The sequence below is a fragment of the Mesorhizobium sp. P2_A12 genome, from assembly GCF_056405075.1.
Map to the genome: position 1 here is coordinate 16,176 of NZ_JBFUCU010000022.1, position 12,020 is coordinate 28,195.

Sequence of the window (12,020 nt, forward strand, 5' to 3'; positions counted from 1 at the left end):
GTCCGTGAGTTCGCAAAGGGAAGCATTCTCCTCACGGAGTGGCTAACCTCGGATATCGAAATGATCGGGCTGCCGATGTTGTCGATCAGATGACGGACAATCGCCTGGCGAACGTCCGATAAGGTAGGCGTCTGCGCGAGCGCGGGCAATCTCCGGCCCTATGAATGGAGCCGTGGTTGTGCGGCCACGGCTGTTTTTAAGTCGAACGCCACGGGCACACCGTGAACAATGGATGCTGCCGCCAGTAACTCCTCCAGGTCGATCGGTAGCTTTGCATGCCGGCATGAGCGTTCGGATGGCGCGGATCGCCTGTGCGATGGAGAGGAAGTGGGCTTTTCCCCTGGAGAGGACATAGGCTTCGGCGGCTTTTTCGAGCGTGATTGTATGAAAGGTGCTGGCCATCGAGAATTTCCTCCCTGAAACCCTGATCGGTAGGATTTAGAGCAGAAATTCGGCGCCGTTCAAGCTTTCGTCCGATACCAGACAATCAGGCCGAGACCAAGCCGAAATGGCGCTGCTCCTCCTCGCCATAGGCACCATGTGTAAGTTTTATCATCCCGGTGCGGTCGACGATCGTGATCTCGCCGCGATTGGCGTGAACCAGCCCCCGATATTCAAGCATTTGGAGGGCAACGGTAACACCAGGGCGCCGAGCGCCAAGCATGGTCGCCAGAAATTCATGCGTCAGGTAGATTTTGTCTCCTTCACCGCGATCGTGGACCATCAGCAACCAGCGGGCGAGGCGTTCCTCGATTTTCGAATGGCCGTTGACCAGTGCCGTCCGCGATGACTGAACAAGGAACGCGTGGGCATAGCGAAGCAGTGACTCACGAAGGGACAGGCTTTCTGCAATCCCGGAGCGAAGATTGCCAACCGGCAGGATCCAGCCATTTCCGGCGACCTGGATATAAGTTTCATTGGAGGACGCGTTCTGGCCGAGTATGACCGCTACCCCTGTCATGCCGTCGTAGCCGATGAGGCCGACTTCGCTTTGCCGCCCTCCGGTCATGGTGGCGACCACCGAAGCGATGCCAGCCTCTGGAAAATACACACGCTCGATCGGCTGGTATGCGATCTCGAGCTGCGCTTTAATGCCCAGTTCGATGTGACTCATTGACGGTTGCAAAAGCGCGAAATCCTCTGGCGAGAGAGATTTCAATACTTGGTTGCGAAGAAGCGATTGGGGCATGACTCTCTCCCAAACGGGCAAGAGCATGTACCCTCTTACTGTCGGCGGCATCCGAAGCGCTGGCGGCCGATGGGCCAGCATAGGCTTCAAATGCGCGATTAGCAAAGGATCCGTCGCTGGCGAAAAGCTGGGGAAAGCCGGCTCTCTCGGTGGAGGCCCAACCGGGCTTCTAAGGCCGATGGCAGAAAGCCGACACGCTGCGGCGGCAGTTGAGGGCACGTTCCTGCTCTTGATTATTGCCAGCGATCTGTGTGCGCAAACCGGGAAGATGGAAAGGCCAGAGGCAGGCCGCGGGATACAAAACCTCCGGCTGCACCACCTCGGCCGGAGCAGGGCCCTCAGCCCAGGCGCCAATCAAGCGGGTCGGCAAATGATCGCGAAAAGCTCAATACGGCCTGCAACGAAACTAAAGAAGTAGTCGCGCGTTGGACGCGGAACGCTATTCGTCTCTGAGGTTTAGGTCAGAGTGGTCAAGCCAACGTCGCGTAAGGCAATCAATGAGTCGGGCGCTGGTCAAGCGAAGTCGCCCGCTCGTGACGAGGTCTCTTTAGCGCCGCCCGCCTTCCGACCGGTCCAGCTCGCGACGCTCGTGGATACGGTCCCCGCCGGCGATCGTTGGATCCATGAGATGAAATACGACGGCTATCGTATTCTCGTTGCCGTCGGCGGTGGCGACGCGCGAGCCTACACACGATCTGGTCTGGACTGGTCTGGCCGTTTTCCCTCGATCCTCGCCGAGTCTCGCAAGCTCAAGGTGCGCTCAGCCTTGATCGACGGCGAGGCCGTGGTTATCGATGCTGAAGGAAGATCTAACTTCCAGGCGCTTCAGAATGCGTTGAAGGGTGCGCCGGCGACTATCGACTTTTATGCCTTCGACCTGCTGCAGCTCGACGGCGAAGATCTGACAAGGCTTCCTCTGCTAGAGCGCAAGAAGAAGCTCGAGGCAATTTTACCGGCGAAAAATCCGGTCCTTCGTTACTCTGAACATATCCTCGGCCGCGGAGAAGAGCTGCTCGATCGATTTTGCGCAGCCGGCCTCGAGGGCGTCATCTCAAAGCTCGCGGATTCGAGTTACGTGGCGGCGCGCGGCACGAGCTGGCTGAAGATCAAATGCATCAGGCGACAGGAATTCGTGATTGTCGGCTGGACACCATCCGACAAGGTCCGCGCGTTTCGATCCTTGATCCTGGGTGTGCATGACGGCGGCAAGCTGCGTTACGCCGGGAAAGTCGGCACCGGATTCGATTCCGCTGAACTTCTTCGACTCTTGAAGATCATGGCGCCACTCGAGCAGGAGGCCGCGACCGTCGACGCGCCACGGGCCGAAGTGCGCGGCGCGCACTGGCTGCGTCCGAAGCTGGTCGCGGAGATTGCTTTCACCGAAATGACAAATGAAGGGACGTTACGACATCCGAGCTATCTTGGTCTTCGCGAAGACAAGAAGCCGGAGGCGGTCGTGCTCGAGACGGAACGTCATGCAGCCGATCTCGCCGCGTCTACGACAACCACCATCGCGATAAGTAACCGTGACCGCGTCATCTATCCGGAGTCCAACATCACCAAGGGACAACTCGCCGACCACTACGCAGAGGTCGCGGCGATCATGCTTCCTTGGGTCGGCAGCCGGCCAATCAGTCTGGTTCGATGCCCACAGGGCCGCGCGAAGAGGTGCTTCTTTCAAAAACACGACGCCGGCAGCTTTGGCGACAAAGTCCACCACGTCTCCATCACGGAGAAGGATGGGCACGAGGAACCATATCTCTATGTCGACGATGCCGACGGGCTGATGACTTGCGTCCAGATGGGGACGATCGAGCTGCATGGATGGGGAGCTCGGATCGAGGATGTCGAAAAGGCCGACCGCCTTGTGTTCGACCTCGACCCCGATGAAGGCCTCGATTTTGAGGCCGTCCGCGCCGCCGCCTTTCAGTTCCGCGATATACTAAAATCGCTGGGGCTTACGACTTTCCCGATGCTGACGGGAGGCAAAGGGGTGCATGTCATCGCTCCCCTCACCCCGCGCGCCGAGTGGCCAGAGGTGAAGGACTTCACGTCTCGCCTGGCGCAGGCGGTCGCCCAGAGCGATCCGGCCCATTTTACGGCTGTGTTGTCAAAGGCGCGCCGCAAGGGTCGTATCTTTGTGGACTATCTACGCAATCAGCGCGGGGCGACCGCGATCATGCCCTACAGCGCAAGATCACGACCGGGCGCTCCTGTCGCGGCCCCGATCACGTGGGCGGAGATGAAGACAATAGATGCACCCTCTCACTTCCATGTCGGCGATGCTCCTGAACTGAAGAAGCGCGCAGCCTCCAAAGCTCTGGCGGGATGGGGTCGCGCAGACCAATCCTTGCCCAATCTGTAACGTGCGACGCGAGGAGAGGCAGCAAGGCCGGGATCTGGAGGGCAACGCGGCGCTCATGGCCTTGCCTGATTGGAACCTGAGGAGATCGGCCTCGTTTGGCTGAAGCCATGGCAAAAATCGATCCCAGGACCGTAGCCAGTCTTTTGAGGGAATACGCTCAACGGACGTCTCTGCGCGGCGACAATCCCTATCGCACAAAGGCATACTTGCGCGCGGCAGACAGTCTGACAGCGCTGTCGCAGCCGCTTGATCGGATCATCAACGCGGGCGCCCTCACCACGATCCCCGGGATCGGTGACGCGATCGCGGATATCGTGACCAAGCTCCATGAAACCGGCATGCATCCAGGCCTTGAGAAACTGCGGGAAGAGGTGCCGGCGGGTGTGATGGAGCTGTTTGCCGTACCGGGTCTTCGGCCCGACAAGATATTGAAGCTATATCAGGCGCTGGGCGTGAACTCGCTGGCCGAGCTCGAAGCTGCGGCGAAGGAAGATCGGATACGGCCAGTCAAAGGCCTCGGCGCTGCGCTTCAGACAAAGATCCTGCAGAACCTGCCCATCGCTCGAAGCGGCGAAACACGACTTCACCTGCACAAGGCCGCCGCTCTTCTCAAACATGCGGTCAAGTTGGTGAAGCAAGAGCACCCAGAATTTTCGCGCGTAGAAATTGCAGGTGACTTCCGGCGCGGTTGCGAGCTCGTTTCCAACTTAGCCCTGGTAGCACAGGGCAAAAAGCCGACCGGAATCGAGGATACGACTCTCCTGCTTGTTGTCACGGACAGGAAGCACTTTGGCGCGAGCCTGCTCGAAGCAACCGGTTCGGCAGACCATCTTGAGCAACTGAAGACATTCGCGGCCGACAAGGGATTCACTCTTAACGCTGACGGGCTTCACCGCGGCAGAAAGCTGATCGCGTCAGCGACAGAAGAAGAAATTTACCAGGCTCTAGACCTGCAGTTTATCGAGCCTGAATTGCGCGAAGGCAGGGACGAGATTGAGCGAGCGGCAAAGCACAAGCTACCCGCCCTCATACGGGATGAAGATCTGCATGGCATCTTGCATTCTCACACGACGGCATCCGATGGCGCCGAAACGCTTGAGGCAATGGCTGAAGCCACGCGCAGCCGCGGTTTCGAATACTATGGTGTCGCCGATCATTCGCAGTCCGCTCACTACGCAGGCGGTCTTTCGTTGCAGGAAATTGCTGAACAGCACCGCGAAGCTGACCAGCTGAACAAGGCATACAATGGAAAATTTCGCATCCTGAAGGGCATCGAAGCGGACATCCTGGCGGATGGCACGCTCGATTACCCGAATGATATCTTGGAGACGTTCGATTTCGTCGTCGCGAGCGTGCACAGCCGCTTCAAGTTGCCGAAGAAGGAGCAGACGGAGCGTATCATCGAGGCGATCGAAAATCCTCGGACGACAATCATCGGGCACATGACCGGTCGCCAGCTGTTGCGCCGGCCCGGTTATGATCTCGACGTCGACAAAGTCCTCAAAGCGTGTGCGAAACACGGCGTCGCTGTCGAAATCAACGCTCATCCGTGGCGACTCGACCTCGACTGGCGCTGGCATCAAAAGGCACTCGATCATGGCTGCATCTTCAGCATCAACCCGGACGCTCATTCGATCCGGGAGCTCGACCACATGCATTGGGGTGTCGAAATGGCGCGCAAGGGCGGTGTCCCTGCGAAGCGAGTCCTGAATGCAATGCGTTTGCCGGCCCTCCTTGCGCATCTCGCACGGCGCAGGCAAACGTCCTGACCTGCTTGTGCGCCCGCCTATCAGCGCAGAAGTCCGTCCTTCTCAAAATCTTCCCAGCCGCGCAAACTGGAGTGCGAGTTCTCATCGGGGCCATAGCCAGCTGACGCTGCAGTTCCGCGACCGGTTCTTTGAGCACGTTTCATGCGACCTTCCCCGCGGCTCGCCGCCTATTATCTGCAGCTGTCGCTGCATCCTGTTCGCGCCAGACCGTAACCAGGTCGCGGTCAAGCACATCCTCCACGTGCTGCGGGTCGAACACGTGAAAGGTGATGTTCCTTGCCCGCCCGCGGAGTTTCACCGTTTTGGTCCCGGCGCTCTGCAAGCGACCATCTTTCAGCCAGCGGTGCCGTTCGGCCGTCGAGATCGTCAGAATGTCCTCGATTTCACGGGGAATTACGGGCAGCTCTTCGATCTTCTGCAGTGCTGTGGATACGATCCCCATTGCCACCTGCACAGCATTCTCGGCACCCTCAGACACGCGCAGGGTGAGCACGCGGGACTCGATATGGAGCAGTTTCCTGAACTCTGTTGGAAGGCAGGCGCGTATCTCGAGAAAAATTCCCCTCGCTCTGACGGACGATCCAAGCGTTGCAGCCGGGGTCAAAGGCCATTCGCCAATCAGCTTCGCTACTGCATTGATTTTTCGGCGCGCGGACATGCCCGTTTATATAGGTCACCGATTGTCAGCAGCGATGAGCCGATCGCAAAGCCAATAATGAGTTCTAATCCGCCTGCGGTCTGAACCACGATGCCCTAAAGGCGCAACCACAATTTTTCGGCTAACAGGAAGCGGCAGAGTTTATCTCACAATGCCTTGCCGCGTGGCAGCTTGAGCCGAATACGGACTGGCGGCTTCAGTGCGCAACAATCAACAACTGAAGTCTGCGCTATAGCTTTTTGAGGCCCAGATGGCTTTGTCGTGCCGGGGCGGGACGAACAAGGCGCAACCCCAATATGGCTTTCAAGAAAGCTGGACGATTCCCTCGAGCCCTGCATAGACCGAGGTTCGCAGCCAGCGGTCCATGCTGCGGGCAAGGCCGGGGTCGCCGCTCAGGAAAAGGCGGCCCCTTTCTTTCTCGCGCTCGATGCTGGAGTGGCCCTCGATGATTGCCCCCAGTGAAACAAAGCCGGTCTCGACGTAAAGGTCGACGTCCCGGCCGGGGTCGAGCCAGCATAGCTCGGGGAAGTCCGCGCCTGGCTCGACCACAAACCAGCAGTTGGGACACTTCGGTGGGGGATCGTCGCGGAAATGAAAGCGGATGACGGCGCGCCGCCGCCGCGGCAGTTCGGCGAGGTCGATCATTCGCCGCACGACCCACATGATGGTCGAAGCATCCGCACCGCTGAGCGCGATCTCCGCCTCAATGTTGCATAGCGCCCATTCCGCCAACGCGTTCATCGCCGGCTCGAGCTTGATCGCCTTCTCGGTGCGGAAATAGTCGACGGTGCCGGCCGCCTTGTCCTCGATGCGCTCGACTAGGCCCGACGCCTCCATCTCCTTGAGCCGCCTCGACAGGATGGCGGATGAGATGTTGCCCAGCCCCCTGCGAATGTCGTTGAAGTGGGTCGAGCCATTCCAGAGCTCGGTCAGGATTTGGATCGTCCAGCGCGGTTCCAGGATCTCGCAGGCGAGCGAGATCGGGCAGATCAGTCCGTAGGGCCGTCGCGTCATGGCAGAGCAACTCCTTTGCGCAAGTTAGTGCTTGCGGAGGTCCAAGGCCAGTTCACAATCTGAAGCGTAACACTTCTGAAGCTGCCCTAGCGCCTGCCCGCCTTTTGCCGTCATGGTGATCGTCATTCGAGCAAGCTCAACCATCGGAGGTTACTTGATCGAGCATAAAATGACGCAAATGCGACTAGGCCGGACCGTAGTGCGTGTCCGGCACTTTTGTTGATAGTTCGCTCGGACGCAGCGAGAGACGCATAGACTTTTAGCGTGCAACATTTACCGAGGATAAAGAGGAAAGACATGTCGGCCAAAATCCTACAAATCAACTACAAGCTCAACGGGCCGAGGGCCGAGTATGAGAGAGAAAACCTACCCTATGCTCACACCATCGCGGACATACCAGGCCTGCGCTGGAAGGTCTGGATCATAAACGAGGCCCAAAGCGAAGCCGGCGGGATCTATCTATTCGACGACGATGCCGTAGTAAAAGCCTTCTTGGACGGGCCAATTATTGCGGAGATGAAAGGTGACCCGACGTTGAGCACCAAGGCGTTTGACGTGATCCCAGAACTCACGACCGTCACACGTGGCCCGGTGAAGTAGTATTCTCGGAGGTTGGGAGGGCGCATGTTGCGGAGGAAGGGACTGGGTATCTTCATGCGCGATCACGTAGCCGAGCCTCGCGATCCAAGAAAAAGCGGATCGCCATACCTGTCTCGGCTTTGTATCGCGCCTCAGTGCTCTCAGTCCTTCGGGTCGCGCGAAATCTGGCCGTGATGGAAGTCTTCGCGCATCGTGTAGACGATCTCGTCAGCGATCCGATGTGCGACCCGCGGCAATGGCGATCATTCGCGCTGCGAGCGGCTGGCCACCTTACTTTCGCCGTTCCGAGTGTGTCGACCTCAAACAGTTGAACGGACATTTGCTTCTCCTCGTGTTTGACTCGCTTGCGTCGACAAGGAGATTGCATCGGCGCCCCCCCGTAGGTCGTGGTGTTGGGTCTGAAAATGTTCCAAAATGACCCTAAGCAGTCTACGGCCGAGATCGCCGCGCAAGGTTGCCGGATCCGCCAGTTGGATTCAGATAGCCATTTGCAATACTACCTCACCGGGCCAACCGACCCGGCCCCGGCCATGCGTTTGCTCTGAGCAATGCTATAAGCGTCAACAGCCCTGCGGTGAACTCAACGTCAATATGAGGCTGACTCTGGCGGCAAAATTGTCCAGCCGGTTTGGGCAATAAGGATATGACACGCAATTCCGGACGGGAGCGGCTCAATGTTGGCGCTGCCGAACTCCACAGGCAAGACATCGAGGATCAATCTCAGGCCGAACCCCTTGTCAAGCTTTGGAGGAACGGGAGGTCCACCAGTCTCCTGCCAATGGAGTTCAAGCCCGTTAGTTGTGATCTCCCACCGGATGCTGATCGATCCGGTTGCATTCGAAAGCGCGCCGAATTTGGCCGCGTTGGTGCACAGTTCGTTGAAGACAAGGGCAAGCGGTACATTCAACCGTGCAGGCAACCTGATGGCGGCGCCCAAAATTTCGAATCTGTTTGGAGACCGAAAAGGTTCTGTAACGCCGACTATCAGTTCAGGTAGTCCAAAGGGCTCGCCCTGTTGCGCAACAGCCAGATCAGTAGCCTTGGCCAAGGCGGCGAGCCTGCCGAGAAAACCGTTCAGCGCATTCGGATCGGCGGCACCACGTCCAAATGACTGTGTAGCCAGCGCCTGTATGATGCTGAGTGAGTTCTTGACGCGGTGGTGGACCTCGCGGAGCAGCAAGTGCTTCTGCTCGTCGGCTCGGTTGCGCTCGTCAATATCCATCAAGACGCCGATGATGCGCCTCGCCTCTGCGCCAGGGGAGGTCTGGACCTCTGCCCTCAGCAGTCGCCAGCGCAAGGAGCCGTCCGGGAATCGGCAACGGAACTCTGCTTCAAAGAACGGGTCATTGGCAGCAGCAGCTCGATTACGAATCTCCATGATCCGGTCGAGATCGCCCGGCGCCAGCAGCTTACGCAGTTCTGCAGCCGTGGGACAAGCATCCGGGGCCAGACCGAACATACGATTGAGCTCAGCGGAGACGATGAGACGGTCGTTGGGTACATCGAGCTCCCACACAGCCATTCTGGCTGCGTCAATGGCCAATCGCTGTCTGAGTTCCGCCTCCCGCAAAACGTTCTCCGCGAGCTTGCGGGTGGTGATATCTTGAATTGTGCCGAGGAAGCGTACCGCCTGTACGGTATCGCCAATCCTTCGAAAAACCGCTTCTCCGTGAGCTAGAGCCCAACGAACCTCGCCGGTATCAGCGCGCACGATTCGATACTCATAGGGATCATTGTTTCTGACATGAGGATCCAGCGCCATGCGGGCCAAGGCGCTCGTGCGAGGCAAGTCCTCCGGGTGGGTGACGGCGCGAACCTTCTCGATCGTAATTGGCTCGTCTGGAGAAAAGCCTGAGATCGCTCGAGCCCGGGGCGAATAGTTCATCTCCCCAGTCTCAAGGTTCCAGTCCCAAATGCCTATGGGGGCGGCCCGGAGAGCCAGCCTTAGCTTTAGATTATCATCCCGAAACTTGTCAGTCGCCCGACGCGCGTTGCCCCACAGCAGAAGGACTATTCCGATGTTGCACTTAACCCGAACAGTTCTTAGGAATGAAACCGGTCACATCGGCCCCGCCGAGAGAGCTGATTGCAGCGAACTTTCCAGCTTCTCCCTGGAATAGGGCTTGTCGATGATCGGCGAGCCTCTGGCGAACTCCGCCGCGCCCTCTCCGTATCCGGTGGCGCATACCATCGGGATTCGACGAACCCTCAAGGCGTCGGCGACGCGCTTACTCAACTCCCCACGAATGTTCAGGTCTAGGACAGCGGCGTCGATATCCTGGGTTGATATCAACGCCAAAGCGGCGTCGATCGATGTGGCGGGGCCGATGACCGTCGCCCCGAGATCGGTCAGAAAATCGTTGGCCATCATGGCAATCAGGGATTCGTCCTCGACCACGAGCACGCGCCTGCCGGATAGTGTCGTCATTGTGCGAGCATCCCCTCTGGCAGTGGAGCATCGATCCTGCAAACAAGCCCTTGAGGCTGGAACTCCATCGCGACCTCCGCCTGCAGATCTGCAGCCAGGCCCCCGACTATCAGCCGAGAGCCAAACCCACGCCGTGATGGAGACGAAACCACCGGGCCACCCAATTCGCTCCAAATCAGCTTCAGCCGGGGCTTGGGTCTGTCGGTGCGAGACCACTCAACTAAGACTTTGCCGGCTTCGTTCGAAAGGGCTCCATACTTGACCGCGTTCGTTAGCAGTTCATGGAGGGCAAGGGCTATGGAAAGCGCCTGATTTGGCTGCAGCAGAACCGCAGGCCCGCTACTGGCTACACGATTGGAAAACGTGCCTCTAATCTGGAGGCTATCGGAAACGAGCTGGTCCAACGAGGCATGTTCCCAGCTGGTCTGCGTAAGTACATTGTGGGCAGCCGAAAGCGCCATGAGCCGCCCCTCAAAAGCGGAATAGGCCTCTGTGGCCAGCGTTCCCCTGAATGTCTGATGAGCAATGCCCTGGACCACTGCCAGAGTGTTCTTCACACGATGGTTGAGTTCGGCCATCAACAGTTCTCGTTGCGCTTCCGATCGCTTCCGCTCGCTGATGTCCACGACCGAGGCGAGTGCCATCAGCCCTTCGCTCGTCTGAATTGGGCTGAGCCCGATCTCGACCGGCACTTCGCTTCCATCCTTGCGCCTTGCGTAGAGATCCCTGCCTGCGCCCATGGGGCGCGCCAAAGGGCGGCTGCCATAGGAGTCACGAAACACCGGGTGCGCGCTGCGAGACCGGTCTGGGACCAGCATTTCGATGCCTTGGCCGATCATTTCCTCGCGCTGGTAACCAAACACAGCTTCGGCATGCAGGTTGACAAGGACAATGCGGCCATTGCGATCCGTCATCACCATGCCACTGGGGGCTGCTTCCACTGCTGATCGAAATCGCTCTTCGCTGTGGCGAAGCGCTGCTTCCGCCCGTTCGCTTTCAGTGACGTCGACATTGACCCCTATCAATCCGCGAAATTGACCTTTGGTGGAGAAGTGAGGGCGAGCGGCCGTAAGCAGCATGCGATATTCGCCTTTGCTGTTCTTGTAGCGACCTTGAACAGAGACGGTCGATTGGTTTGCCAACGCTTCCGCCATCCGGCCTCCGATATCCGCAGCGTCCTCCGGGTGAATGGTCGAGTGCCAGTTGAAATGCGGGATATCTTCGCTCTCGACGCTCCAAAAGTCACGAAGCATGCTGTTCAGATTTGTGCATTTACCCGAAGCATCGCACGTCCAGATCATGACCGGCGCGTGTTCCGACATCAGCCGGAACTGCTGCTCGGAGGCTCGCAATTCCTCTTCGGCCAGTTTTCGGGCCTCTTCCGCCCGCGTCCGTTCGAGATAGAAACCGACTTGTCTGGCTATCGTCGTGGCAAGGTCAATCTCGTGGCTCGCAAAAGAGTGCTTCTCTCCATAATAGGTCATGAATTTGCCAACGACTTCGCCCTGCGCCACCAGCGGGATGAACGCCAAACCGACAATACCTTCGCTGGCGATGATGTCTTTGACCCTCGCGGGTTCTTCGGTCTCGGCGATATCCGGTACGAAGATGGGCCCGGCGTTGCGTTCGCCTACCTTCCAAGGCGAATGTCCGGCTAGGATGTGTCGGTAGGATTCCGAGAGACCCCGCCAAGCCACGAAGCGCATCACCCCGGCTTCATCAAACAGCAGCATCGATGCCCGCTGGCACCCCAAACCATCACGAATGGCGTCCAGGCCAGCTTCGAATGCCTCTTGGTTGGATTTTGCCCGATAAAGCTTGTCGGTCAGCACATATAAAGTGCTGAGCTCATCAAGCCTGTCCGTGAGCTTCTCCCCGCTTTCCTGCACCGACGACCCCTCCGTTGGCGAGTGATGTTAGCATCACGTTAAATAACGATCGCAATCCATCTTTGTTCCAGTCTCAGTGGTTGGGTGTCAGCCGATTAGGTGTAGCGA

Annotated in this window: 8 protein-coding genes and 1 pseudogene; 3 read left to right on the top strand and 6 right to left on the bottom strand. The window is 58.5% G+C overall.

Annotated features, from left to right (window positions below):
* Window positions 1-487: 487 nt before the first annotated feature.
* Complete coding sequence (locus AC1DZU_RS30070; protein ID WP_477290388.1) at window positions 488-1,189, bottom strand: Crp/Fnr family transcriptional regulator; 702 nt, start codon at window positions 1,187-1,189, stop codon at window positions 488-490.
* A gap of 466 nt (window positions 1,190-1,655) precedes the next feature.
* Here AC1DZU_RS30070 and ligD point away from each other — a divergent pair, with 466 nt between their 5' ends.
* Window positions 1,656-3,554, top strand: a complete 1,899-nt coding sequence (gene ligD / locus AC1DZU_RS30075; protein ID WP_477290390.1) for a DNA ligase D — start codon at window positions 1,656-1,658, stop codon at window positions 3,552-3,554.
* 107 nt (window positions 3,555-3,661) lie between these two features.
* On the top strand, window positions 3,662-5,323 hold the full coding sequence (locus AC1DZU_RS30080) for a PHP domain-containing protein (protein ID WP_477290516.1): 1,662 nt from the start codon (window positions 3,662-3,664) through the stop codon (window positions 5,321-5,323).
* A 20-nt stretch (window positions 5,324-5,343) separates the two neighbouring features.
* Here AC1DZU_RS30080 and AC1DZU_RS30085 read toward each other — a convergent pair.
* Both AC1DZU_RS30085 and AC1DZU_RS30090 read right to left on the bottom strand, forming a co-directional pair.
* Window positions 5,344-5,981, bottom strand: a pseudogene (locus tag AC1DZU_RS30085) (hypothetical protein).
* A 303-nt stretch (window positions 5,982-6,284) separates the two neighbouring features.
* On the bottom strand, window positions 6,285-6,995 hold the full coding sequence (locus AC1DZU_RS30090) for a winged helix-turn-helix transcriptional regulator (protein ID WP_477290392.1): 711 nt from the start codon (window positions 6,993-6,995) through the stop codon (window positions 6,285-6,287).
* A 297-nt stretch (window positions 6,996-7,292) separates the two neighbouring features.
* On the opposite strand from AC1DZU_RS30090, the gene AC1DZU_RS30095 reads away from it, so the two are divergent.
* A complete protein-coding gene (locus tag AC1DZU_RS30095; RefSeq protein ID WP_477290394.1) occupies window positions 7,293-7,595 on the top strand; it encodes a YdhR family protein in 303 nt (100 codons plus the stop codon).
* A gap of 586 nt (window positions 7,596-8,181) precedes the next feature.
* On the opposite strand, the gene AC1DZU_RS30100 is transcribed toward AC1DZU_RS30095, so the two are convergent.
* From AC1DZU_RS30100 to AC1DZU_RS30110, 3 genes are read right to left on the bottom strand one after another with little or no spacing between them, the layout of a single operon-like run.
* Window positions 8,182-9,615, bottom strand: a complete 1,434-nt coding sequence (locus tag AC1DZU_RS30100) for a sensor histidine kinase (protein WP_477290518.1) — start codon at window positions 9,613-9,615, stop codon at window positions 8,182-8,184.
* 39 nt (window positions 9,616-9,654) lie between these two features.
* A complete protein-coding gene (locus AC1DZU_RS30105) occupies window positions 9,655-10,023 on the bottom strand; it encodes a response regulator (RefSeq protein WP_477290396.1) in 369 nt (122 codons plus the stop codon).
* Window positions 10,020-11,912, bottom strand: coding sequence for a PAS domain S-box protein (locus AC1DZU_RS30110; RefSeq protein WP_477290398.1), 1,893 nt, complete (start codon window positions 11,910-11,912; stop codon window positions 10,020-10,022). Before AC1DZU_RS30110 ends, AC1DZU_RS30105 begins: the two co-directional genes overlap by 4 nt.
* Window positions 11,913-12,020 lie beyond the last annotated feature (108 nt).

Bases quoted from the DNA above. Each gene is read 5' to 3' on its own strand.
- AC1DZU_RS30070 (WP_477290388.1), bottom strand. From the start codon at position 1,189: ATGCCCCAATCGCTTCTTCGCAACCAAGTATTGAAATCTCTCTCGCCA.
- AC1DZU_RS30080 (WP_477290516.1), top strand. From the start codon at position 3,662: ATGGCAAAAATCGATCCCAGGACCGTAGCCAGTCTTTTGAGGGAATAC.
- AC1DZU_RS30090 (WP_477290392.1), bottom strand. From the start codon at position 6,995: ATGACGCGACGGCCCTACGGACTGATCTGCCCGATCTCGCTCGCCTGC.
- AC1DZU_RS30095 (WP_477290394.1), top strand. From the start codon at position 7,293: ATGTCGGCCAAAATCCTACAAATCAACTACAAGCTCAACGGGCCGAGG.
- AC1DZU_RS30105 (WP_477290396.1), bottom strand. From the start codon at position 10,023: ATGACGACACTATCCGGCAGGCGCGTGCTCGTGGTCGAGGACGAATCC.